Source organism: Streptomyces sp. NPDC037389 (assembly GCF_040636475.1).
Classification (GTDB): domain Bacteria; phylum Actinomycetota; class Actinomycetes; order Streptomycetales; family Streptomycetaceae; genus Streptomyces; species Streptomyces hesseae.
Window position 1 is genome coordinate 442060 of record NZ_JBEZUS010000001.1, and the last position, 22425, is coordinate 464484.

The window sequence follows — 22425 nt, forward strand, 5'->3', positions numbered from 1 at the left end:
GGGCAGGCGTTCCGCAGGGCTGGGGGCACCTCCCAGCGGTAGCTGGGGGAGGGTGGGCACAACGCGACCACCGGCCCGCACCCGGGCTACTAGCTGGGCACGAGCGCCGACTCCCGCTCCGCCGGCGGCTCCGGCTCCCCTTCCGGCTGGTGACCTTCGGTCACCGTCTCGCGCCACAGCCTGGCGCACGCCACAACCGTCGCCGCCACCAACAACCCGTTCCGCAACGTAAGCGTCGCCACCCCCAACTTGTCGCTCGCCACCACATGCGAGAACCAGATGGGAAACTCCAACTGCGTCAGCGGCGCGGCCAGCAGCACCAGCAGAATCGGCAACCGCTGCCGCGGCGTCCGCATCGTGACGCAGACCGCCGCCAGGCCGATCAGCCAGATCATGTACTGGGGGCTGATCACCCGGCTCGTGGTGGTGAACAGCAGCACCGCCGTGAACGCCGCGTCGTACGGCGTCGTCGGTGTGAAGCGGCGGGCCCGCAGCCGCCACAGGAGCAGCCAGCCGAACGCCAGCACGCTCAGCCCCAGGGCCAGTGCGCTCACCGCGTGGACGTGCCGGCCGAGGAATTCCACCGAGCCGTAGTTGAGGCGTGCCTTGCCGTGCCAGCCGATGTGCCGGGCCAGATGGAAGACCAGCGATCCCAGGGACTCCACCTCGGTGCCCCGGTCGCGCTGGAAGGTCAGGAACGCCAGCGCCCCCGGCATCGCGGCCGTGAAGAACATGCCCAGCACTCCCGCCGCCACCAGGGCCGCCCTCCAGACGGACCGGGTGGCGCGGCCGCGCGGGGTGCCGATGACCAGCAGGACCGGCCAGATCTTGAGCAGCGCGCCGAATCCCATCAGGGACCCCGCCAGCCGGGTGCGGCGGCCCACCGCCAGCAGGGCGGCGACGGCGACGGCGGTGACCATCACGTCGTAACGGGCGTAGACGATCGGCCCGAGCAGCGGTACGCCCGTCACCCACACCCAGACGCCCAGCGGGCCGCGCCGGCCGTCGCGCACCGAGTAGAGCAGCATTCCCATGACGGCCGCGTCGGCCGCGAGGCAGAGGATGAAGAACGCCGGCGCGTAGTGGAGGAACGGCAGCAGTCCGGGGGCGAGTACGGCCAGCGCGGCGGCCGGCGGGTACTGCCAGGTCACGTCGTCGTACGGGAAGATTCCGCCGCGCAGGACGCCGTACCAGCCCTGGTAGATCACCTCGATGTCGACGGACACGTCCGAGCCGGGCATGTCCCAGACCCGGAACACGCACATCATCAGAACGGCCCGGGTGACGGCCCACACCCCGATCGAGAGCCGCAGACCAGTGCCCGCCACCATCACTTCACCTCATCCCGCCGTAGGCGCGTGGTAACTGAGAGGAATCATGCCGGTCGAGGGGGCCCGCGCGCGCGGCGACGCGGCGCGGTTGACGGCTGTTCGAACCCGGTACTGTCGGCGGCGATGCACAAGACCCTGATCGTCACGAACGACTTCCCGCCCCGCCCCGGCGGCATCCAGGCCTTCCTGCACAACATGGCGCTGCGCCTGGACCCGGCGAGCATCGTCGTCTACGCCTCCACCTGGAAGCGGAGCGAGGAGGGCCGTGAGGCCACCGCCCGCTTCGACGCCGAGCAGCCCTTCCCGGTGGTCCGCGACCGGACGACGATGCTGCTGCCCACGCCCCGGGTGACCCGGCGCGCGGCCGAGCTGCTGAGGGAGCACGGCTGTACGTCGGTGTGGTTCGGGGCGGCCGCGCCGCTGGGGCTGATGGCGCCCGCGCTGCGGCGGGCCGGGGCCCGCCGGCTGGTGGCCACCACCCATGGGCACGAGGCGGCCTGGGCCCAGTTGCCGGGTTCGCGGCAACTGCTGCGCAGGATCGGCGAGGGCGTCGACACGATCACCTATCTGGGGGAGTACACGAGGTCCCGGATCGCCTCCGCGCTGACGGACGAGGCGGCGGCACGCATGACGCAACTGCCGCCCGGCGTGGACGAGAAGACCTTCCACCCCGCCTCCGGCGGCGCCGAGACCCGGGCCCGGCTCGGGCTCGCGGACCGGCCGGTCGTGGTGTGCGTCTCCCGGCTCGTCCCCCGCAAGGGCCAGGACACCCTGATCGAGGCCATGCCCCGGGTCCTCGCGGCCGTGCCCGACGCGGTGCTGCTGATCGTCGGCGGCGGCCCTTACGCCGAAGACCTGCGCGAGCTCGCCGCCAAGACCGGTGTCGCCGATGCCGTCCGCTTCACCGGGCCCGTCCCCTGGGAGGAACTGCCCGCCCACTACGGCGCGGGCGACGTCTTCGCGATGCCCTGCCGCACGCGCCGGGGCGGCCTGGACGTCGAGGGGCTCGGCATCGTCTACCTGGAGGCGTCGGCGACGGGCCTGCCGGTGGTCGGCGGGGACTCGGGGGGTGCCCCGGACGCGGTGCTGGAGGGGGAGACGGGCCATGTCGTCCGCGGCGGCTCCGCCGAGGAGGCGGCCGACCGGATCGTCACCCTGCTGAAGGACCCGGAGCTGCGCCGCCGCATGGGCGAGCGCGGGCGCGCGTGGGTCGAGGAGCGGTGGCGCTGGGACCTGCTGGCGGAACGCTTGAAGGAACTCCTCTAGTCATGGGTAAGGGGCTCGCGCATTGGCGCGAGCCCCTTACCCATTGACGGCGGGTCAGCCGTGGTAGATCGCCTCGATCTCGTCCGCGAAGTCCTTCGCGACGACGCTCCGCTTGAGCTTCAGCGACGGCGTCACATGGCCGGAGGCCTCCGTGAACTGCGCGGGGAGAATGCGGAACTTGCGTACCGACTCGGCCTTGGAGACCGCCGCGTTGCCGTCGTCCACCGCCTTCTGCACATCCGCGAGCAGGTCCGGGTCGTCGGTCAGCTCGGCGGCCGTGAGCCCGGCGGGCTTGCCGTGCTGCTCCAGCCAGCGCGGCAGGAAGTCCTCGTCGAGGGTGACCAGCGCGCCCACGAACGGGCGGCCGTCGCCGACGACCATGCACTCGGCGATCAGCGCGTGCGCCCGGATGCGGTCCTCGATCACGGCGGGGGCGACGTTCTTGCCGCCGGCGGTGACGATGATCTCCTTCTTGCGGCCGGTGATGCGCAGGAAGCCGTCCTCGTCGAGGGTGCCGAGGTCACCGGTGTGGAACCAGCCGTCGGAGAGCGCCTCGGCCGTGGCGGCCTCGTTGTTCCAGTAGCCGGTGAACAGGTGCTCGCCGTGCAGCAGCACCTCGCCGTCGTCGGCGATCCGCACCACCGAGCCCGGCAGCGGCTGCCCGACCGTGCCGATCCTCGGCTTGTCCCAGGGGTTGAAGGCGGTGGCGGCGCACGTCTCCGTCAGGCCGTAGCCCTCCAGCACCGTGAAGCCGATGCCCCGGTAGAAGTGGCCCAGGCGCTCGCCCAGCGGGGCGCCGCCGGAGATCGCGTGCGTGGCGCGGCCGCCGAGCACCGCGCGCAGCCTGCTGTAGACCAGCTTGTCGAAGATCTTGTGCTTCAGCCGCAGGCCGAAGGAGGGGCCCGCCGCGGTGTCCTGCGCCCGGCTGTAGGCGATGGCAGTCTCCGCGGCCCTGTCGAAGACCTTGCCCTTGCCGTCGGCCTGGGCCTTGGCCCGGGCGCCGTTGTAGACCTTCTCGAAGACGCGCGGCACGCCGAGGACCAGCGTGGGCCGGAAGCCCTGGAGGTCGTCGGTGAGATTGCGGATGTCGCTGACGAGGCCCAGCCGGATCGGGGCCATCACCGAGGCGATCTCGACCAGGCGGCCGAAGACATGGGCGGCGGGCAGGAACAGCAGCACGGACGACTCGCCCGTGTTGAACAGTGGCTTGAGTCGCTCGACGACATTGCCGCACTCCGCGAAGAAGCTGCGGTGGGTGAGCACACAGCCCTTGGGGCGGCCCGTGGTGCCGGAGGTGTAGACGATGGTCGCGGGCGAGTCCGCGGTGGCCAGCGCGCTCCGCTCGTCCACCGCCTCGTCCGGCAGAGACTCACCCGCGGCCCGCAGCCGGTCCAGGGCGCCGCGCTCGATCTGCCAGATGTTGGCGAGGTCCGGCAACCGGTCGCGCACCGACGTGACCGCCGCCTCGTGCGCCGGCGTCTCCACCAGGCAGGCCACGGCGCCGGAGTCGCCGAGGATCCACTGGATCTGCTCGGGGGAGCTGGTCTCGTAGACCGGCACGGTCACCGCGCCCGCGCTCCAGATGGCGAAGTCCAGCAGCGTCCACTCGTAGCGGGTGCGCGACAGCAGGCCGATCCGGTCGCCCGGCTTGATCCCCGCGGCCATCAGTCCCTTGGCGGCGGCCCGCACCTCGGCCAGGAAGCCGGCGGCGGTGACGTCCTCCCAGCGGTCGTCGACCTTGCGCCCTATGACGGCCACCTCGGGGTGGAGAGCGGCGTTCCGGCGGATGAGATCCGTCAGGTTGCCGTCGGCGGGGACCTCGTACAGGGCCGGAAGGCTGAACTCGCGCAAGACTGCTGCTCCTCGTCGGGCGCCGGCGCCGCCGCGTCTTCGAGGGGCGCTGCGTCGGCTGCGGTCCATGATCAGGCGTAGGGGGTGTGGACTGCCCGGACGTTACCCACCAGTACGGATTTCGAATAGAGGGTCGCGCCCAGATGTTCCATGCGTCACATGCCACGGGACCGCTCCCCGCACCCTAGCCCCTCGGCCAGGTGACCGGGAAGTAACCGCAGGTCGGGACCCTTCCGGAGGCCCCGCCACAGCACCTAGGGTGATCCGTATGCGAGTCCATGTGGTCAGCGACGTGCACGGCAACGCCGAGGGACTGGCGCGCGCCGGCGACGGTGCCGACGCCCTGGTCTGCCTCGGGGACCTGGTCCTCTTCCTCGACTACGCCGACCACTCGCGCGGCATCTTCCCCGAGCTGTTCGGCGTCGAGGCCGCCGACCGGATCGTCGAGCTGCGCACCGCCCGCCGCTTCGAGGAGGCCCGCGCCCTCTCCCGGGCTTTGTGGGAGGGCATCGACCGCGACAAGGCGGTGGAGGAAGCGGTGCGCAAGCAGTACGCCGAGCTCTTCGCCGCCTTCCCCACCCCCACCTACGCCACCTTCGGCAATGTGGACATCCCCACCCTCTGGCCGGAATTCGCCCGCCCCGGCACCACCGTCCTCGACGGCGAGCGCGTCGAGATCGGCGGCCTCGTCTTCGGCTTCGTCGGCGGCGGCCTGCGCTCGCCCATGCGCACCCCCTACGAGATCGACGAAGAGACCTACGCCGCCAAGCTCGCGGCCCTCGGCGAGGTCGACGTGCTCTGCTCCCACATCCCGCCCGACGTGCCCGAGCTCTGCTACGACACCGTCGCCCGCCGCTTCGAACGCGGCAGCGCGGCCCTGCTGGAGACCATCCGCGCCACCCGCCCCAGATACGCGCTCTTCGGCCATGTTCACCAGCCGCTGGCGCGCAGGATGCGCATCGGGGCGACCGAATGCGTCAATGTCGGCCACTTCGCCTCCACCGCGACACCCTGGGTGCTGGAGTGGTGACTCGCGGCGGGAGGTAGCCTGCACCGGCAGACCTTTCAGCTGACCATTCACCAGGGCGCGCACCGGTACGGAGGAGCCACACAGATGGCCGAACACACCAGCTCGAGCATCACTATCGAGGCGACGCCGGCAGAGGTCATGGCGGTCATCGCCGACTTCGGCCGCTACTCGGAGTGGACGGGCGAGGTCAAGCAGGCCGAGGTGCTGGAGACGGACGAGCAGGGCCGCGCCAGCAAGGTGCGCCTGGTCCTCGACGCCGGCGCCATCAAGGACGACCACACCCTCAACTACAGCTGGCCCGCGGCCGGTGTCGTCGAGTGGTCCCTGGACAAGTCCCAGATGCTGCGCCAGCTCGACGGCTCGTACAGCCTGGAGCCCGAGGCCGGCGGCAAGCACACCAAGGTGACGTACACGCTCACCGTCGATGTGAAGATCCCGATGCTCGGCATGATCAAGCGCAAGGCGGAGAAGGTCATCATCGACCGCGCCCTCGACGGGCTGAAGACCCGCGTCGAGAGCGGCGCCGCGTCCTGACCCCCTGACCATCACGCACCACTCCGCCTGAAGGGCTCTCCTTGCGCACGGTCCTCGTCACCGGTCCCGGCGGCGCGGGCCGCACCACCGTCGCGGCGGCCACCGCGCTGGCCGCCGCCCGCGCGGGACGCCGCACACTGCTGCTCACCAGCGACCGCGGCCCCGCCCCGGACGCCGTCCTCGGCACCGCCCTCCCCACCGAGGGCGCCGACGACGGCCGGGGCGGACCGTGGGCGCCGCCCGTGGCGGCCGCCCCCGGACTGTGGGCCGCCCGCGTGGCCCCGGCCGCGCACTTCCGCGCCCTGGCCGGCGACCTCCAGGAGCGCGGCACCTCCGTCTTCGACCTCCTGGGCGCCACCCCCCTCGACCCCGAGGAGCTCACCGAACTCCCCGGCGCCGAACCCCTGGCCCTGCTCGCCGCCCTCCGGGCCGCCCACGCCGAGCCGGACCGCTGGGACCTGCTCGTCGTCGACATGCCGCCCCTGCTGGAAACCGTGGCCCTGCTCGGCCTCCCCGAGCAGCTCAGCCGCTATCTGCGCCGTCTGCTGCCCCCCGAGCGCCAGGCCGCCCGCGCGCTGCGCCCGATGCTCGCCCAGCTCGCCGGCGTGCCCATGCCCGCCCAGCGGCTCTACGAGACCGCCGAACGCTGGCAGCGGGAGCTGACCGCCGTCCGCGACGTCCTGGAGGCGCCCGGCACGACCGTACGGCTCGTCGCCGAACCCGGCCCGCAGGCCCTCGCCGCCCTGCGCGCCGCCCGCGCCGGGCTCGCCCTCCAGGGCTGCCGGATCGATTCGCTCGTGGCGAACCGGCTGCTGCCCGAGGACTCCACCGACCCCTGGCTGGCCGCGCTCGCCGCCGAACGGCGCGGCGCCCATAAGACGCTGTGCGAGGAGTTCCTCGCCGACGGCGTCACCGTGCGCGAACTGCCCCACCTCGGCCGCGCCCCCCAGGGTCTCGACGACCTGGAGGTCCTGGCCGCCCGCGCCACCCTGCCCACCGCTGACCGCCCGCCCGCCGAACCCTGGGCCGTCGAGGACCGCCTCGCCGCCGACGGGATGCTGATCTGGCGGATCCCGCTGCCCGGCGCCTCGCGCGAGGGCCTCGACCTGGTCCGCCGGGGCGACGAACTCGTCGTCTCCGCCGGACCGTTCCGCCGCGTCCTCACCCTGCCCTCCGCGCTGCGCCGCTGCGGTGTCGCGGGGGCCGGGCTCCACGACGGCGAGCTGTGCGTGCGCTTCGTCCCCGACCCAGGCCTGTGGCCCCGGACGCCCTGAACGGCCCGGCGTCGTTCGGGTAACGTCGAAGGAAAATCCAGCCAGCGGGAGTCCTTCATGAGCGAAGCCACCGAGCGCCCCGGCCCCGGCCGGGAGCCCGACCCCGACGCCTGGGAACGGGCCTGCGCCGAGGACCTCGCCGCCGAGAACGCCCGCCGACGCGCGTCCGGCGGACCGGGCGAGCAGCCCGGCAGCGCCGCCGAGGAGCTGCGCAAACTCGTCGAGGCCGTCGCCGACAAGGTCTCCTCCTTCCAGCTGCCGCTCGCGGGCGCGGCCGCGCAGGGGGCCGTGCGGGAGATCGTCGAGCAGGCCAAGGCGGCCGCCCTGCCGGTCATCGAGCGCAACCCCGAGGTCTTCGACCACCTGGCCTCCGCGGGCTCCGAACTGCTGGCCGCCTACCGCGCCGCCGTGACGAGACAGGAGGCGCGCTGGACCCGCGACGAGCCGGCGCACGAGCCCCCCGCGCCGCGCGAGGGCGAGGCGAAGAGCGGGGGTAGTGAGCGCATCGACCTCGACTGATCCACCTCCGGTACGGTTAGCCCTGGCGGGGTTCGAGCGAAAAACTGAGGTTCACATGGGACTCACCATCGGCGTCGACATCGGCGGCACGAAGATCGCGGCCGGCGTGGTCGACGAAGAGGGCTCGATCCTCGCGACGTGCAAGGTGCCGACCCCGGACACCTCCGAGGGCGTGATCGACGCGATCGCCGACGCGGTCCGTACGGTCAGCGAGGGCTTCGAGGTCGAGGCCGTCGGCATCGGCGCCGCCGGCTACGTGGACGACAAGCGGGCCACGGTCCTCTTCGCCCCGAACATCAACTGGCGGCACGAGGCGCTCAAGGACAAGGTCGAGCAGCGCGTCGGCCTCCCGGTCGTCGTCGAGAACGACGCCAACGCCGCCGCCTGGGGCGAGTACCGCTTCGGCGCGGGCCAGGGCCACGACGACGTCATCTGCATCACGCTCGGCACCGGCCTCGGCGGCGGCATCATCATCGGCAACAAGCTCCGCCGCGGCCGCTTCGGCGTGGCCGCCGAGTTCGGCCACATCCGCGTGGTGCCGGACGGCCTCCTCTGCGGCTGCGGCAGCCAGGGCTGCTGGGAGCAGTACGCGTCGGGCCGCGCGCTCGTCCGCTACGCCAAGCAGCGCGCCCAGGCCACCCCGGAGAACGCCGAGATCCTGCTGGGCATGGGCGACGGCACCCCCGAGGGCATCGAGGGCAAGCACATCAGCGACGCCGCCCGCCAGGGCGACCCGGTGGCCATCGACTCCTTCCGCGAGCTCGCCCGCTGGGCCGGCGCGGGCCTGGCCGACCTGGCCTCGCTCTTCGACCCCTCGGCGTTCATCGTCGGCGGTGGCGTCTCCGACGAGGGCGACCTCGTCCTCGACCCGATCCGCAAGTCCTTCCGCCGCTGGCTCGTCGGCGGACAGTGGCGCCCCCACGCGCAGGTGCTCGCCGCTCAGCTGGGCGGCAAGGCCGGTCTGGTGGGAGCGGCCGACCTGGCCCGTCAGGGCTGAACCGTAGGAAGCGTTCCTTCCAGCGGAGGGACGATCGAGCGGAGGGGCGATGCTCATGCTCGCGGACCTGCCGGAATCCACGACCGAAGCGGAAGCGTCCGTGGTCCGCGTGCTCTCCTACAACATCCGCTCCATGCGTGACGACGTCGCGGCGCTGGCCCGGGTCATCCGGGCCTGTGCGCCCGACGTCGTCTGCGTTCAGGAGGCGCCGCGCTTCTTCCGCTGGCGCAAGGCGGCGGCCCGCCTCGCCCGGGAGTCGGAGCTGGTGTACGTCACCGGCGGCGCGACCGCCTCCGGTCCGATGATCCTCACCTCCCTGCGCGCCCAAGTAGAGCGCGCGGAGGCCCTGCTGCTGCCCCGGCACCGCGGTCTCCACCAGCGGGGGCTGGCCATGGCCGTGCTGCGCTTCGGGCAGGCCCGGCTGGGGGTCGTCAGCTGCCATCTGAGCATCGACGCGGACGAGCGGTACGCGCAGGGGCGGCTGGTGCTGGAGCGGGTACGGGGGCTGGGGGTGCCGCACGCCGTCGTGGCGGGCGACCTCAACGACCGGCCCGACGGGCGGACGTTCGGCCTGCTGGCCGGCGAACTCCGGGACGGCTGGGCCGTCAGGCCGTGGGGGCGTGAGCACACGACGCGGCTCGGCGACCCGCTTCAGCGGATCGACGCGGTCTTCGCGACCGGGGGCGTCGAAGTGCTGGGGTGCGGGGTACCGATGGGGCTGGCGGGGGTCGTCGAGAGCGACCTGCGGGCCGCCACGGATCATCTGCCGGTGCTGGCAGCCGTCCGGGTGCCGGCCGCGTCCTGAGGGCGCGGGTTCCGCGGCCATTCCGGAGCGGACTTCGGCCAAGGCCGGATGCCCACTCGACGGACGGAGTCCGGCGCAGCCGCCCGAAGCCCGGGAGGCGCCCCGGCGCCGAGCGGTGCGAGGGGGGCGTCGAGAATCAGACCACCGCGCCGCGGCCCGGGTCGTCATCGTCCTCGTCGCCGTCCTTCATGCGCAGGACCAGCGTGGCGAAGCCGCCCAGGAAGCCGCCCACCCCCAGGGTCGTCAGCCACCAGGTCAGCTCCTGGCGCAGCAGCACCATGATGAGCAGCAGCAAGGGGCCGCCGAGGACCGCGATCCAGGCGAAGCGCGAGGTGACGTCGCCCGTCGGCAGGGGCGGGGGCTCCGGCGGGATGAAATGGCCCTCGTCCGCCGCGCCGCCGGTCCTGCCGGTCTCGGCGGGCTCGCCGGGCTCCGGTGTGGTCCAGTCGCGGGGGCCGACGCCGGGGGCGAAGACGATGGAGCCGCCGGGCCGCTCGGGCTCGGCCGGCGAGGGCTTCTCCTCGGGGGCGGGCTCGGTCCCGGTGGTCTCCGGCGCGGCGTCCTTCACCTCGTCCAGGTCGCCGGTCGTCGGCCAGCGGCCCTTCTCCGGGTCCGGCTGCTCGCCGTACGCGGCGACGAGCTCGGCCCAGGCGCGGTCCTCGTCCAGGGGGTCGCGGCTGTCGTCGCGGTCGCGGTTCGCGTCGGGCTCAGCCATGGGACGCCGCCGCGGGGGAGCCGGTGAGCCGGCTGATGAAGGCGTGGGTCTGCTCGAAGATCGTTTCCGCGTCGTGGTCCAGGGTGGCCACGTGGTAGCTCTTCTCCAGCAGTCGCTCGGTGACGTCCAGGGAGGAGACCCGGGACAGGATGCGCGCCGAGTCGGCCGGTGGCACCACATGGTCCTGGGGGCTGTGCATCAGCAGCAAGGGCTGCGTCACCTGCGGCAGTTCGGAGTCCAGCTTCCGCAGGAAGCCGCGGAAGGAGTGCGCCGCCTGGAGCGGCACCCGGTCGTAACCGGTCTCCTCGACGCCCGGCTTGGCTATGTCGCTGGCGATGCCCTTGGTCGTCCGTACGAGGTGGCGCGTCACGGGCAGCGTCCGGGCGGCCAGGCCGTGCACCTTGTTGGCGGGGTTGACCAGGACGACGCCGGAGACCGCCTCCCCGTGGCGGGCCGCGAGGCGCAGCGTCAGGGCGCCGCCCATCGACAGTCCGCACACGAAGACCCGGGAGCACCGCTCCCGCAGCCTCCACAGCTCGCGGTCGACCTCCGCGTACCAGTCCTGCCAGCCCGTGATCGCCATGTCCTGCCAGCGGGTGCCGTGCCCCGGCAGCAGGGGGAGCGAGACCGTCAGGCCCCGTTCCGCGAGATAATTGGCCCAGGGCCTTACGGACTGCGGGGAACCGGTGAAGCCGTGACACACAAGGACGCCGACCTCTCCGCCGTCATGGCGGAACGGCTCGGCTCCGGGGAGGAGCGGCACCGGGATCTCCGATCAAGGAACGAGACAACGGGAAACGAGAGGGTCTGGCCCTCAGCCTACGCGGAGCGCCGCACGGCGGGTAGGCAGGTTAAGGTCTCCTCGTCACACACAGGAGGTTCTCGGTTGTTCTACGGCGCAATGAAGCTGTCCATCGGCGGGTCGCTGAAGCTTGCCTTCCGGCCGTGGGTGGAGGGCTTGGAGAACATCCCGGCCGAGGGGCCCGCGATCCTCGCGAGCAACCACCTGTCGTTCTCGGACTCTTTCTTCCTTCCCGCGGTTCTCGATCGCAAGATCACGTTCATCGCCAAGCAGGAATACTTCACCTCCCCCGGGGTCAAGGGAAAGCTGACGGCGGCGTTCTTCAAGGGCGTCGGCCAGCTCCCGGTCGACCGTTCCGGTGCCCGTGGTGCCGGTGAGGCCGCCATCAAGAGCGGTATCGAGGTGCTGGAGCGCGGTGAGCTCTTCGGCATCTACCCGGAGGGCACCCGTTCCCCTGACGGCCGTCTCTACCGCGGCAAGCCCGGCGGTCTCGCCCGGGTGGCGCTGGCCACCGGCGCCCCGGTGATTCCCGTCGCGATGATCGACACGGAGAAGGTGCAGCCGCCCGGGAAGGTCCTGCCGAAGATGATCCGGCCGGGCATCCGGATCGGAAAGCCGCTGGACTTCAGCCGTTACCACGGCATGGACGGCGACCGCTTCATCCTCCGCTCGGTGACCGACGAGGTCATGTACGAGATCATGAAGCTCTCCGGCCAGGAGTACGTCGACATCTACGCGACCGCCGCCAAGCGGCAGATCGCGGAGGAGGCGAAGCAGAAGGCCGAGGAGGAGAAGGCGGCGAAGGCCGCCGGACTCGAGAAGGCCGACAAGACGGAGAAGGCGGAGGACAAGCCCGAGGCGTAACCGCCCGGGCCCGGGGGGTCACGTCCATGACACAGCGCACCGGCACCGGGCGACCGCGTGCCGTGCGGATGTCGGTGGAGCTGCCGCTGTGGCGTGCCCTCACCGGCTATCGCATCCTCACACTCGGCTACGCGCTGGCCCTGTTCTGCGTCAACTATCACGAGTACGCGCACCCGCTCGGTGCGGCGCTCTACATGGGCGTACTCACCCTGTGGATGCTGCTGACCTGGAACAAGGTCTCGGCCCCCGAGCGCTGCACCAGGTCCTTCCTGATCGCCGATCTGACGATCGCGCTCGGCGGAGTTCTGCTCAGCGCCGTCGTCGACTCGGCCGAGCGCGTCGACGGAGGCGCGGCCACCCTCCCGTCCATCTGGACCGGCGGCGCGGTACTGGGCCTGGCCATCAAGGGCGGCTGGCGCTGGGCGGCCGTCGGCTCCACGCTGGTCGCCGCCGCCAATCTCGTCGAGCGCGGCCACCCGGCCCGCGACACCGTCCACAACGTGCTGCTGGTCTGGGTCTCCAGCATCGCCATCGGCTACATCGTCGAGGTCGCCCGCGCCAGTGAGCGCACCCTCGCCCGCGCCCTCCAGATCGAGGCGGCCACCCGGGAGCGCGAGCGCCTCGCCCGCGACATCCACGACAGCGTCCTGCAGGTCCTCGCCATGGTGCAGCGCCGGGGCGCGGCCATCGGCGGTGAGGCGGCCGAGCTGGGCCGGCTGGCGGGCGAGCAGGAGATCGCCCTGCGCACCCTGGTCGCGGGCGGCCTGGTGCCCCCGCAGGGCACGCCACGGCAGCTCGCCGAGGACGCCGAGCTCGTACGGTCCGTGGGCACCCCGCCGCGCCCCCCGGAGGGGCCCTGCGACGTGGGCGCGCTGCTCGCACCGCACGCGGGGGCCGCCGTCTCCTACGCCGGGCCCGGCACGCCCGTCCTGCTGGAGGCGGCCGCGGCGGCGGAGCTGGCGGCCGCCGTCGGCGCCGCACTGGACAATGTCCGCGAGCACGCCGGGGACGGCGCGCGGGCCTGGATCCTGCTGGAGGACGAGCCGGACGCCGTGATCGTCACCGTGCGGGACGACGGGCCCGGCATCGCCGAGGGCCGGCTGGCGGCGGCCGAACGGGAGGGGCGCATGGGCGTCGCCCTGTCGATCCGCGGCAGACTGCGGGACCTGGGCGGCAGCGCCGAGCTGCTGTCCGTGCCCGGCCAGGGCACAGAAGTCGAATTGAGAGTCCCACGGGGGAGCGAGACCGGGAAATGAGTGACGAACAGACCGTGAAGGTCATGGTGGTCGACGACCACCCCATGTGGCGCGACGCCGTCGCCCGCGACCTGGCCGCCGCCGGATACGACGTGGTGGCCACCGCCGGCGACGGCCCCCAGGCGGTGCGCCGGGCCCAGGCCGCCCTCCCCGACGTCCTGGTCCTCGACCTCAACCTGCCCGGCCTGCCCGGCGCGGCCGTCTGCAAGCAGCTGGTGGCGGACCGCCCCGAGCTGCGCGTCCTGGTGCTCTCCGCGAGCGGCGAGCACGCCGACGTCCTGGAGGCCGTCAAGTCCGGCGCCACCGGCTATCTGCTCAAGTCCGCCAGCACGGAGGAGCTCGTGGACGCCGTCCGCCGCACGGCCGCGGGCGACCCCGTCTTCACCCCGGGCCTCGCCGGGCTCGTCCTCGGCGAGTACCGCAGGCTGGCCGCCGACCCGGCCCCCGCCGCGCCCGACGAGCCCCGGGCACCCCGGCTCACCGACCGCGAGACCGAGGTCCTCCGCCTCGTCGCCAAGGGACTGTCGTACAAGCAGATCGCCGAACGGCTGGTTATTTCCCACCGGACGGTGCAGAACCATGTGCAGAACACCTTGGGCAAGCTCCAGCTGCACAACCGCGTGGAGCTCGTCCGCTACGCGATAGAGCGAGGTCTCGACGACGCCTGACCACGCGTTCCCGGCCGGGCGGCTTCGAGATCCCCGGCGAACGGAAGGTGTGTCATGCGGATCGGAGTGCTCACCGGCGGCGGCGACTGCCCCGGCCTCAACGCGGTCATCCGTGCGATCGTCCGCAAGGGTGTCCAGGACCACGGTCACGACTTCATCGGCTTCAGGGACGGCTGGCGCGGCCCGCTCCACGGCTCCGCCGTCCCGCTCGGCATCCCGGCGGTACGGGGCATCCTGCCGCGCGGCGGCACGATCCTCGGATCCTCCCGGACCAACCCCTTCAAGGAGCCCGACGGCGTCCGCCGCATCACGGAGAACCTCGCCGAGCACGGCGTGGACGCCCTGATCGCCATCGGCGGCGAGGACACCCTCGGCGTCGCCGCCCGGATCGGCGGCGAGTACGGCGTCCGCTGCGTCGGCGTGCCCAAGACCATCGACAACGACCTCTCCGCCACCGACTACACCTTCGGCTTCGACACCGCCGTCAACATCGCCACCGAGGCCATCGACCGCCTCCACACCACCGCCGAGTCCCATATGCGGGTCCTCGTGGTCGAGGTCATGGGCCGGCACGCGGGCTGGATCGCCCTCCACTCCGGCCTGGCGGGCGGCGCCAACGTCATCCTCGTCCCCGAGGTGCGCTTCGACGTCGACGAGGTCTGCGGCTGGGTCACCTCCCGCTTCCGCGCCAGCTACGCCCCGATCGTGGTCGTCGCGGAGGGCGCCATGCCGCAGGACGGCGACCTGGTCCTGAAGAACGCCGCCACGCCACTGGACTCCTTCGGGCACGTCCGGCTCTCCGGGGTGGGGGAGTGGCTGGCGAAGGAGATCGAGTCCCGCACGGGGAAGGAGGCGCGGACGACCGTGCTGGGGCATGTGCAGCGGGGTGGCACGCCCAGTGCGTTCGATCGGTGGCTGGCGACGCGCTTCGGCTTGCACGCCATTTCCGCCGTGCAGGATGGTGCGTTCGGCGCGATGGTCGCGCTTCGGGGTGCGGATATCGTCCGCGTGCCCTTGGGCGATGCGACGGCGCGGCTGAAGACGGTGCCGTTGGCTCTTTACGAGGAGGCCAAGACGTTCTTCGGCTGACCGCCGCAGGGGTTTTCCGCGCCTCCGGCGCGGTCCTGCCCCACCCGCCCGCCCGATCACCCACCCACGTCATGACGTTTCGGGGTAATCGGGCGGGTGGGTGGGCGAAACCGCCGCGGAGCGGCGGGCTCAGACCCGCACTGCGGCGAGCAGCTCGGCGACGATCGCCGACCCGTTCAGCGTCAGAACGGACTCGGGGTGGAACTGGACCCCGGCGAAGCCGGGCCCCCGCACCGCGTGCACATCCCCCGTCGCGGGGTCACCGCACACCTCGACACCCTCGGCGTCCCCGCGTGCCGTAAACGTGTTGTAGAAGCCGACGGTCTCGGGCCGCCCGAAGAAGTCGATCCGCTCCTGCGCCCCCTGGAACGGCACGTCCTTCCGTACGATCTCCATCCCCAGCTCCGCCGCGATCAGCTCGTGCCCCAGGCACACGCCGAACAAGAAGGTGTGGCCCGAAGGGCCTCGATGAGGGGTGGTGGTCGGGCGACGGGCGGGCCCGTGCCGGTGCCCGCGCAGCAGGTCGCCCGCCAGCCCGCGCAGCATCCGCATCTTCGGGTCGGCGGCGTCCGACGGGTTGCCCGGGCCGGGCCCCAGCACCACCGGGCCCTCGTGGCCCAGCACCGCCTCCCGCAGCCCGGGCTCGTCGTAGCGCCGCACCGACACCGTCAGTCCCGAGGTGCGCAGCAGATGGGCGAGCATCGCCGTGAAGGTGTCCTCGCCGTCGACGACCAGAGCGTGTCCGCTCAGCACGGGAGCGGAGTCGGTGGGGTGCATCCGCAGCCAGAAAGGGGCCAGGTCGGCGCGGCGGGCGTCCAGCGCGTTCCGTACGCGGGGGTCGTCGGACAGCCGTACGTCCGGCGCCGTCGCCGGACGTACGGGACCCCGGCGGACGCCGAGGGCCGTCAGGACGCCCGCCGCCTTGGCGTGGGTCTCGGCGACCTCGCCGCGCGGGTCGGAGCGGCGCACCAGCGTCGCGCCGACGCCGACCCGGAGCCGGCCGCGCCGGTCGATGTCGGCGGTGCGGATGAGGATGGGCGAGTCCAGGCTCTGGGCGCCGCCCGCGTCCCGGCCGATGAGGGCGAGGGCGCCCGCGTAGTAGCCGCGGCCGTGGGGCTCGTGGCGCTCGATGACGCGGCAGGCGTTCTGCACGGGCGAGCCGGTGACGGTCGCGGCGAACATCGTCTCGCGCAGCACGTCGCGCACGTCCAGCGAGGAGCGTCCGCGCAGCTCGTACTCGGTGTGCGCGAGGTGGGCCATCTCGCGCAACCGGGGGCCGACGACGACACCGCCCATGTCGCCGACGGTGCACATCATCTTCAGCTCCTCGTCGACGACCATCGAGAGCTCCTCCACCTCCTTGGGGTCGTGGAGGAAGTCGAGCAGGTCGTCGGCGGACGGGCCCCCGGCGGGATAGCGGTAGGTGCCGCTGATCGGGTTCATCACGACCGTGCCGCCCGCCATCCGGACGTGCACCTCGGGGCTGGCGCCCACCAGCGTGCGCTCGCCGGTGTGGACGACGTACGTCCAGTAGGCGCCGCGCTCGCCCGACAGCAGCCTGCGGAAGAGGGCCAGCGCGTCGGAGGCGTGGAAGCCGTGGATCTCGCCCTCGAAGGTGCGGCGGATGACGAAGTTGGCGCCCTCGCCCGTGCCGATCTCGTCCTCGACGACACGCCGGACGATCTCCGCGTACTCGTCGTCGGCCACGTCGAAGGCCCCGCCCTCCACCCGCACGTCGTGGGTGGGCAGCGCGCCGAGGACCTTGTCCAGCGGCAGCTCGTGGACCTCGTCCGGCCGCAGGACCAGCAGGGGGGTGCCGTCGTCGCGGACGTCGAAGCCGCGCTCGCGGATCTGGCGGAAGGGCACGAGCGCCAGCGCGTCGTGCACGGGCGCGCCGCCGGGGGGCGGTCCGGAGGGGAGCGGGATGTCGGTCAGGTGCTCCACCTCGGCGACCGGGCCGGTGAGCACTTCGACGACGTCCTCCCGGATGGGGGTACCTCCCGTGCCGTTCAGGCCACGGGGGACGGGGGTGCGGCGGTGGAGCAGGGCGAAGGGCGGGTGGTCCGCGGCGGTGAGCCGGGCGAGGAGGGCGGCGGCGGTGCGGGACATGGGCGGAGTTCCTTCCTGGTGGGGGAGGAACGGCCCTCGTCATCGGCGCCGGAGACGCCGAAGGCCGCCCCTCGGGGCGGCCTTCGCGAGAACGCTGGTGGTACGCGCGTCAGTGGGCCGCCGAAGGAGCGGTCCACCACCACAGCTGGTTGGAGAGCACGTACATAAGCGGCACAGTACCCGACGGCCGGTCGCGATGTCGCCGGTTTTCCCTAGATCTGTCTCAGTGCGTGTCTCAGAGTCCGGTCCGGCCCTTGGGTCGTCGTCGCGACCCCGTAATGTTGAGGGCGTGACCGTGAACGCTGAAATCCACGCCGGTGGCAACACCTGGCGCTCCCTGCCCGCGGCGCAGCAGCCTGACTGGCCGGACCAAGAGGCTCTGCGCGATGTGATCGCCGAGCTCGAGTCCTATCCGCCTCTCGTCTTCGCGGGCGAGTGCGACCAGCTGCGCCAGCGTCTGGGAGCCGTCGCCCGTGGAGAGGCGTTCCTGCTTCAGGGCGGCGACTGCGCCGAGGCCTTCGACGCCGTCGGCGCCGACCAGATCCGCAACAAGCTCAAGACGCTCCTCCAGATGGGCGCGGTGCTGACGTACGCCGGTTCGGTGCCGGTCGTGAAGGTCGGCCGTATCGCAGGCCAGTACAGCAAGCCGCGCTCGAAGCCGACCGAGACCCGCGACGGCGTGACCCTGCCGACCTACCGCGGCGACTCGGTCAACGGCTTCGCCTTCACCCCCGAGGCCCGTACGCCGGACCCGCAGCGGCTGAAGCGGATGTACCAGGCCTCGGCCTCCACGCTGAACCTGGTGCGCGCCTTCACCACCGGTGGCTACGCCGACCTGCGCCAGGTCCACGCCTGGAACCAGGACTTCGTGAAGTCCTCGCCCTCCGGCCAGCGCTACGAGCAGCTGGCCCGTGAGATCGACCGCGCGCTGAACTTCATGAACGCCTGCGGGGTGGACCCGGAGGAGTTCAAGACCGTCGAGTTCTACGCGTCCCACGAGGCGCTGGTCCTGGACTACGAGTCCGCGCTGACCCGCGTGGACTCGCGTACCGGGCAGCTGTACGACGTCTCGGGCCACATGGTCTGGATCGGCGAGCGCACCCGGCAGCTGGACGGGGCGCACATCGAGTTCGCCTCGAAGATCCGCAACCCGATCGGGGTGAAGCTCGGGCCGACGACGACGCCCGAGGACGCGCTCACCCTCATCGAGCGGCTCGACCCCGAGCGCGAGCCGGGCCGGCTGACGTTCATCACCCGGATGGGTGCGGACAAGGTCCGTGAGAAGCTCCCCACCCTGGTGGAGAAGGTCACCGCCTCCGGTGCCCAGGTGGCCTGGATCTGCGACCCGATGCACGGCAACACCTTCGAGGCGGCCTCGGGCCACAAGACCCGCCGCTTCGACGACGTGCTGGACGAGGTCAAGGGCTTCTTCGAGGTCCACAAGGCCCTCGGCACCCACCCGGGCGGCATCCATGTCGAGCTCACCGGTGACGACGTCACCGAGTGCGTGGGCGGCGGTGACGAGATCTTCGTCGACGACCTCCACCAGCGCTACGAGACGGCGTGCGACCCCCGCCTCAACCGCAGCCAGTCCCTGGACCTGGCGTTCCTGGTCGCCGAGATGTACCGCGACCAGTAGGAACAGCTCATAGCGAGACGCCGTGGGGCGCGGATCGACGTGATCCGCGCCCCACGGCGTTGTTTTTCGGCCGCCCAGGCGGGTAAGGTAAGGGTAACCTTATTGATCAATAAGGTCTTCGGCCCTTCGTTCCCCGGCAAGGCGGTGACCGCGTGTACGTCTGCTCGTGCTTCGGCATCACGGAGCAGCAGGTGCGCGAGCACGCGGACAAGGGGGCGTGCACGCCCCGCAAGATCGCTTCCGCCTGCAAGGCCGGCACCGACTGCGGCAGCTGTGTGCGCCGTATCCAGGCTCTGCTCGGCCGGGGCGCGTGCCCCCGCCGGGAGCTGGCCGACCAGGGGGACGTCGATGTGCTGGGCGCCGGAACGGCGCTCATACCGGCCCCCGGGCCCATGGCGTCGGTCGCCGCCTAGCCCGTGCCGCCGGCCTAGTCGCTCCCGCCGTTCTCCTGCTCGATGAACTGCGCGATGTACAGCGGCTCACCGAGTTTCTCGATCAGCTCCAGCTGGGTGTCGAGATAGTCGATGTGATCCTCCTCGTCCGCGAGGATCGACTCGAAGATATTGGCCGAGGTGATGTCGCCCTTGGCCCTCATGACCTCCACCCCGCGCCGCAGCCGGTCGATGGCCTCGACCTCCACCTGGCGGTCGGCCTGGAACATCTCGGTGATCGACTGGCCGATCCGGACGTGGAAGAGCCGCTGATAGTTGGGCAGCGCCTCCAGGAAGATGATCCGGTCGGTCAGGACCTCCGCGTGCCGCATCTCGTCGAACGACTCGGCCCGGGTATGTGAGGCGATCTTGGTCCAGCCGTGGTGCTCCTGGAGTTTGGCGTGCAGGAAGTACTGATTGATGGCGGTCAGCTCGGCGGTCAGCTGTTCGTTGAGGAACTCGATGACCTCGGGGTCTCCCTGCATCGCAGAGGCTCCTTCTCGGCAGGTGTCCAGCAGGTTGCGCGCATCCTCGCACCACCCGGGAGAGCCGTCCAGTAAGTTCACACTTAGTGGGAGTTGCCCGAATATGGCGTGACAGGGCCCGTCCTGGGCCGTCCCCCGGTCATCAGCACCCCCATGGGTCTGACACCATTGAGCCATGGGGCTCTCGAAAAATACCGAAAGCCGCAAAGGGGAATATCTTCAGCTGCCCCCGGGGCAGCGGCTCCAGCGCGGATGGCCGGTGACGCACTACGGCCCGGTACCGAAGTTCAAGCCGGACCGCTGGGAGTTCCGTGTCTTCGGATCGACCGCCGACGGCGACAAGCGCTGCTGGACGCATGACGAATTCTCCGCGCTGCCGTACACGACGGTGGTGGCGGATCTGCACTGCGTCACGAAGTACAGCATGCTCGACGCCGAGTGGGGTGGGGTTTCGGCCCGTACGATCCTCGAACTGGCGCCGCCCGCGCCCGAGGTCACGCATGTGATGGTGTGGGCCGAGTACGGCTACAGCTCTAATCTGCGGCTGTCCGACTTCACCGCGGAACAGACCATTTTCGCCACCCACAAGGACGGCGAACTCCTCACCGCCGAGCACGGCTTCCCCGCCCGGCTGGTCGTCCCGCACCTCTACGCCTGGAAGGGCCCCAAGTGGGTGCGCGGCGTGGAGTACATGACCGCCGACCGGCGGGGCTTCTGGGAGGAGCGGGGCTACCACAACGTGGGCGACCCCTGGAGCGAGCAGCGCTACTCCTACCAGGAGCTGCCCGGTGAGGGGCCGGAGCTCTAGGGCTCCGGCCGGCCGGGCCGGTCAGCCGTCCCGCAGCGCCTTCAGCCGGGCCACGTCGGCGGCGTGGCCCTCCTTGCCGCCGGGCGTCTCGATCGTCAGTGGCACGCCCGCCGTCTCCGGGTGCCGGAACAGTTCGGCGAAGGGCTCGGCGCCGATATGGCCGGAACCGATGTTCTCGTGCCGGTCCTTGTGGGCGCCGACGACGTCCTTGGAGTCATTGGCGTGAATCAGCCCCAGCCGCCCCGGGCCGGTCACGGCGACCAGCTCGTCGAGCGTCCGCTTCATCCCGCCGGGCTCCGCGAGGTCGTGCCCGGCCGCGAAGAGATGGCAGGTGTCGAGGCAGACGCCCAGCTTCGGATGGTGCTCCAGCGCCGCGAAGTACGGGCCGAGGTCCTCGACCAGGGAGCAGAGCGAGGAGCCCTGCCCGGCCGTGGGCTCCAGCAGCAGCCGGGGGTCGTCGTCGTGGGTGAGCTCCTCCAGCAGCGGCAGCAGCCGCTCGTGGACCTGCGCCAGCGCCTCCGTACGGGCCCGCCCGCCGGTCGCCGAGCCGGTGTGGACGACGACGCCGAGCGCGCCGATCTCCCGGCCCCGGCGCAGTGAGTGCCGCAGCGAGTCCATGGACTTCTCCACGGTGGCCTCGGTGTGCGAGCCGAAATTGATCAGATAGGGCGCGTGGACGTAGGCCGGTACGCCCCCGGCGGCGCAGGCGGCCCGGAACTCCTCGTCCTGCCGGGGGTCACCGGGCGGGGTCGCCCAGCCGCGCGGGTTGGCGACGAAGACCTGGACGGCCTCGGCGGCCAGCTCCCGCGCGTAGGACAGACCGACCTTGGCGAGCCCGCCGGCGACGGGGACATGGCCGCCGACGGGATTGCGGAGGGAACCGCGTGTATCACTCATGACGCTCAGAACCTCAGAACCCGCTCTTCAGCTTGATGATGATCGTGTCGCCCTTGGCCGCCTGCGAGCCGCCCCGCACCGACTGGCTGTCGACGGAGTCCTGCGGGAAGAAGAACGGCCGGTCGACCTTCACCTGGAAGCCCGCGGCGGTCAGGATCTGCTTGGCCACGGCCTCGCTCTTGCCGGTGACGTCCGGGACCGTGACCATCTCCTTGCCCTTGGAGACCGTGAGGGTGACGCTGTCGCCCTGGGCGGCCTTCTCGCCCTGGCCCGGGGACTGCTGGGCCACCGCGCCCTGGGGCTTGTCGGAGTACACCTGGGCGTCCGCGACCTTGACGTCGAAACCGGCGTCCCGCAGCGTGGCGGTGGCGTCCGCCAGCGGCATGCCCGTCACATTCGGCACGGCGATCTGCTTGCCCTTGCTGACGACGAGGGCCACGGCCGAGTCGGGCCGCAGCTCGGTGCCCGGCTTGGGGTCGGTGGACAGGACCGAGTCCTTGGGGGTCTCGTCGCTGAACTGCCGGGTGACGTCCCCGACCGTCAGGCCCTGGCCCTCGATCTTCTTCTTCGCCTCGGCGAAGGGCAGCCCGGCGACATTGGGCACCTCGGCCTTCTGCGGGCCGCGCGAGATGGTGATCGTGACCTTGCCGGTGTTGCGGATGCGCTCGCCCGGCTTGGGGTCGGTGGCGATGACGTGGCCGCGCTCGACGGTGTCGCTGAACGCCTGCTGCGTCTTCACGCCGAGCCCGGCCTTGTCCAGCTCGGCGGTCGCCTTGTCCTGGGTCAGGTCCAGGACCGCCGGCACGGAGGTGAACTGGCCGGAGTTGATGTACCAGACGCCGGTGCCCGCCAGCACGGCCAGCAGGGCGGCCGCGACCGCGAGGACCCAGCGCCGGGACAGCCCCGCCAGGGGCCCCCGGCGCGGCCCGGGAGCGGCCGCCGGGGCCGGCGGGGGGGGGGGGGGGGGCCCCCCCCGCCCCCCCCCCGGGGGGGGGGGGGGGGGGTCCCCCAGGGCCGGGGGCGGCGCGGGGCGCCACCCGGCGGCGCGCGGGGAG

General features: G+C 72.0%; 22 protein-coding genes. 14 read left to right on the plus strand and 8 right to left on the minus strand.

Annotation, left to right across the window (positions count from 1 at the left end; all coding sequences use genetic code 11):
- Nucleotides 1–89: 89 nt before the first annotated feature.
- Nucleotides 90–1331: a glycosyltransferase 87 family protein gene (locus AB0E98_RS02130; protein ID WP_361697581.1), complete on the minus strand. Its 1242-nt coding sequence runs from the start codon at nt 1329–1331 to the stop codon at nt 90–92.
- 123 nt (nt 1332–1454) lie between these two features.
- Between AB0E98_RS02130 and AB0E98_RS02135 the strand changes: the two genes are divergently transcribed.
- A complete protein-coding gene (locus AB0E98_RS02135) occupies nt 1455–2597 on the plus strand; it encodes a glycosyltransferase family 4 protein (RefSeq protein ID WP_361697583.1) in 1143 nt (380 codons plus the stop codon).
- A gap of 54 nt (nt 2598–2651) precedes the next feature.
- Here AB0E98_RS02135 and AB0E98_RS02140 read toward each other — a convergent pair whose 3' ends face one another.
- Complete coding sequence (locus tag AB0E98_RS02140) at nt 2652–4448, minus strand: AMP-dependent synthetase/ligase (protein WP_361697585.1); 1797 nt, start codon at nt 4446–4448, stop codon at nt 2652–2654.
- 268 nt (nt 4449–4716) lie between these two features.
- On the opposite strand from AB0E98_RS02140, the gene AB0E98_RS02145 reads away from it, so the two are divergent.
- The 6 genes from AB0E98_RS02145 (at nt 4717) to AB0E98_RS02170 (ending at nt 9607) form a co-directional block, all read left to right on the plus strand.
- Nucleotides 4717–5478 carry a metallophosphoesterase gene (locus tag AB0E98_RS02145; RefSeq protein ID WP_361697587.1) on the plus strand — a complete coding sequence of 254 codons (762 nt, stop codon included), beginning with the start codon at nt 4717–4719 and terminating at the stop codon, nt 5476–5478.
- 84 nt (nt 5479–5562) lie between these two features.
- The gene (locus tag AB0E98_RS02150; RefSeq protein WP_311614346.1) at nt 5563–6012 is read left to right on the plus strand and encodes an SRPBCC family protein; all 450 of its coding nucleotides are present in this window, start codon (nt 5563–5565) and stop codon (nt 6010–6012) included.
- 41 nt (nt 6013–6053) lie between these two features.
- Nucleotides 6054–7286, plus strand: a complete 1233-nt coding sequence (locus AB0E98_RS02155; protein WP_361697589.1) for an ArsA-related P-loop ATPase — start codon at nt 6054–6056, stop codon at nt 7284–7286.
- 57 nt (nt 7287–7343) lie between these two features.
- Nucleotides 7344–7805 carry a DUF5304 domain-containing protein gene (locus tag AB0E98_RS02160; RefSeq protein WP_361697591.1) on the plus strand — a complete coding sequence of 154 codons (462 nt, stop codon included), beginning with the start codon at nt 7344–7346 and terminating at the stop codon, nt 7803–7805.
- Nucleotides 7806–7860: 55 nt separating this feature from the next.
- Complete coding sequence (locus tag AB0E98_RS02165) at nt 7861–8802, plus strand: ROK family glucokinase (protein ID WP_361697593.1); 942 nt, start codon at nt 7861–7863, stop codon at nt 8800–8802.
- 55 nt (nt 8803–8857) lie between these two features.
- On the plus strand, nt 8858–9607 hold the full coding sequence (locus AB0E98_RS02170) for an endonuclease/exonuclease/phosphatase family protein (protein WP_361698133.1): 750 nt from the start codon (nt 8858–8860) through the stop codon (nt 9605–9607).
- Nucleotides 9608–9743: 136 nt separating this feature from the next.
- Here AB0E98_RS02170 and AB0E98_RS02175 read toward each other — a convergent pair whose 3' ends face one another.
- A complete protein-coding gene (locus tag AB0E98_RS02175) occupies nt 9744–10322 on the minus strand; it encodes a hypothetical protein (protein ID WP_361697595.1) in 579 nt (192 codons plus the stop codon).
- The gene (locus AB0E98_RS02180) at nt 10315–11085 is read right to left on the minus strand and encodes an alpha/beta fold hydrolase (RefSeq protein ID WP_361697597.1); all 771 of its coding nucleotides are present in this window, start codon (nt 11083–11085) and stop codon (nt 10315–10317) included. The genes AB0E98_RS02175 and AB0E98_RS02180 overlap by 8 nt, the downstream gene beginning before the upstream one ends.
- 138 nt (nt 11086–11223) lie before the next feature.
- Between AB0E98_RS02180 and AB0E98_RS02185 the strand changes: the two genes are divergently transcribed.
- From AB0E98_RS02185 to AB0E98_RS02200, 4 genes are read left to right on the plus strand one after another with little or no spacing between them, the layout of a single operon-like run.
- The gene (locus AB0E98_RS02185; RefSeq protein ID WP_361698135.1) at nt 11224–11988 is read left to right on the plus strand and encodes a lysophospholipid acyltransferase family protein; all 765 of its coding nucleotides are present in this window, start codon (nt 11224–11226) and stop codon (nt 11986–11988) included.
- A 26-nt stretch (nt 11989–12014) separates the two neighbouring features.
- Nucleotides 12015–13244, plus strand: a complete 1230-nt coding sequence (locus tag AB0E98_RS02190; RefSeq protein WP_361697599.1) for a DUF5931 domain-containing protein — start codon at nt 12015–12017, stop codon at nt 13242–13244.
- Nucleotides 13241–13912, plus strand: a complete 672-nt coding sequence (locus AB0E98_RS02195) for a response regulator transcription factor (protein ID WP_361697601.1) — start codon at nt 13241–13243, stop codon at nt 13910–13912. Before AB0E98_RS02190 ends, AB0E98_RS02195 begins: the two co-directional genes overlap by 4 nt.
- A gap of 54 nt (nt 13913–13966) precedes the next feature.
- Nucleotides 13967–15001 carry a 6-phosphofructokinase gene (locus AB0E98_RS02200; RefSeq protein WP_361697603.1) on the plus strand — a complete coding sequence of 345 codons (1035 nt, stop codon included), beginning with the start codon at nt 13967–13969 and terminating at the stop codon, nt 14999–15001.
- 129 nt (nt 15002–15130) lie between these two features.
- Here the strand turns inward: AB0E98_RS02200 and AB0E98_RS02205 are convergent, their stop codons facing one another.
- Nucleotides 15131–17110, minus strand: a complete 1980-nt coding sequence (locus AB0E98_RS02205) for an anthranilate synthase family protein (RefSeq protein ID WP_361697605.1) — start codon at nt 17108–17110, stop codon at nt 15131–15133.
- A gap of 289 nt (nt 17111–17399) precedes the next feature.
- On the opposite strand from AB0E98_RS02205, the gene AB0E98_RS02210 reads away from it, so the two are divergent.
- Together AB0E98_RS02210 and AB0E98_RS02215 are read left to right on the plus strand one after the other, a co-directional pair.
- Nucleotides 17400–18749: a class II 3-deoxy-7-phosphoheptulonate synthase gene (locus AB0E98_RS02210; protein ID WP_311614336.1), complete on the plus strand. Its 1350-nt coding sequence runs from the start codon at nt 17400–17402 to the stop codon at nt 18747–18749.
- 152 nt (nt 18750–18901) lie between these two features.
- Entirely contained in the window at nt 18902–19162 is a 261-nt protein-coding gene (locus AB0E98_RS02215; RefSeq protein ID WP_361697607.1) for a (2Fe-2S)-binding protein, read from the plus strand.
- A 14-nt stretch (nt 19163–19176) separates the two neighbouring features.
- On the opposite strand, the gene bfr is transcribed toward AB0E98_RS02215, so the two are convergent.
- Nucleotides 19177–19665, minus strand: coding sequence for a bacterioferritin (bfr, locus tag AB0E98_RS02220; protein ID WP_311614334.1), 489 nt, complete (start codon nt 19663–19665; stop codon nt 19177–19179).
- Between the two features lie 175 nt (nt 19666–19840).
- Here bfr and AB0E98_RS02225 point away from each other — a divergent pair, with 175 nt between their 5' ends.
- Nucleotides 19841–20473, plus strand: coding sequence for a sulfite oxidase-like oxidoreductase (locus AB0E98_RS02225; protein WP_361697610.1), 633 nt, complete (start codon nt 19841–19843; stop codon nt 20471–20473).
- Between the two features lie 21 nt (nt 20474–20494).
- Here the strand turns inward: AB0E98_RS02225 and AB0E98_RS02230 are convergent, their stop codons facing one another.
- Both AB0E98_RS02230 and AB0E98_RS02235 read right to left on the minus strand, forming a co-directional pair.
- Entirely contained in the window at nt 20495–21370 is an 876-nt protein-coding gene (locus AB0E98_RS02230) for a deoxyribonuclease IV (protein ID WP_361697612.1), read from the minus strand.
- A 13-nt stretch (nt 21371–21383) separates the two neighbouring features.
- Nucleotides 21384–22226, minus strand: a complete 843-nt coding sequence (locus tag AB0E98_RS02235) for a PASTA domain-containing protein (RefSeq protein WP_361697614.1) — start codon at nt 22224–22226, stop codon at nt 21384–21386.
- Nucleotides 22227–22425: the final 199 nt, after the last annotated feature.

Coding starts and splice junctions, on each gene's coding strand:
- AB0E98_RS02170 (WP_361698133.1), top strand. CDS start 8,858: ATGCTCGCGGACCTGCCGGAATCCACGACCGAAGCGGAAGCGTCCGTG.
- AB0E98_RS02135 (WP_361697583.1), top strand. CDS start 1,455: ATGCACAAGACCCTGATCGTCACGAACGACTTCCCGCCCCGCCCCGGC.
- AB0E98_RS02160 (WP_361697591.1), top strand. CDS start 7,344: ATGAGCGAAGCCACCGAGCGCCCCGGCCCCGGCCGGGAGCCCGACCCC.
- AB0E98_RS02150 (WP_311614346.1), top strand. CDS start 5,563: ATGGCCGAACACACCAGCTCGAGCATCACTATCGAGGCGACGCCGGCA.
- AB0E98_RS02175 (WP_361697595.1), bottom strand. CDS start 10,322: ATGGCTGAGCCCGACGCGAACCGCGACCGCGACGACAGCCGCGACCCC.
- AB0E98_RS02145 (WP_361697587.1), top strand. CDS start 4,717: ATGCGAGTCCATGTGGTCAGCGACGTGCACGGCAACGCCGAGGGACTG.
- AB0E98_RS02230 (WP_361697612.1), bottom strand. CDS start 21,370: ATGAGTGATACACGCGGTTCCCTCCGCAATCCCGTCGGCGGCCATGTC.
- AB0E98_RS02130 (WP_361697581.1), bottom strand. CDS start 1,331: ATGGTGGCGGGCACTGGTCTGCGGCTCTCGATCGGGGTGTGGGCCGTC.
- AB0E98_RS02190 (WP_361697599.1), top strand. CDS start 12,015: ATGACACAGCGCACCGGCACCGGGCGACCGCGTGCCGTGCGGATGTCG.
- AB0E98_RS02225 (WP_361697610.1), top strand. CDS start 19,841: ATGGGGCTCTCGAAAAATACCGAAAGCCGCAAAGGGGAATATCTTCAG.
- AB0E98_RS02165 (WP_361697593.1), top strand. CDS start 7,861: ATGGGACTCACCATCGGCGTCGACATCGGCGGCACGAAGATCGCGGCC.
- AB0E98_RS02205 (WP_361697605.1), bottom strand. CDS start 17,110: ATGTCCCGCACCGCCGCCGCCCTCCTCGCCCGGCTCACCGCCGCGGAC.
- AB0E98_RS02195 (WP_361697601.1), top strand. CDS start 13,241: ATGAGTGACGAACAGACCGTGAAGGTCATGGTGGTCGACGACCACCCC.
- AB0E98_RS02185 (WP_361698135.1), top strand. CDS start 11,224: ATGAAGCTGTCCATCGGCGGGTCGCTGAAGCTTGCCTTCCGGCCGTGG.
- bfr (WP_311614334.1), bottom strand. CDS start 19,665: ATGCAGGGAGACCCCGAGGTCATCGAGTTCCTCAACGAACAGCTGACC.
- AB0E98_RS02200 (WP_361697603.1), top strand. CDS start 13,967: ATGCGGATCGGAGTGCTCACCGGCGGCGGCGACTGCCCCGGCCTCAAC.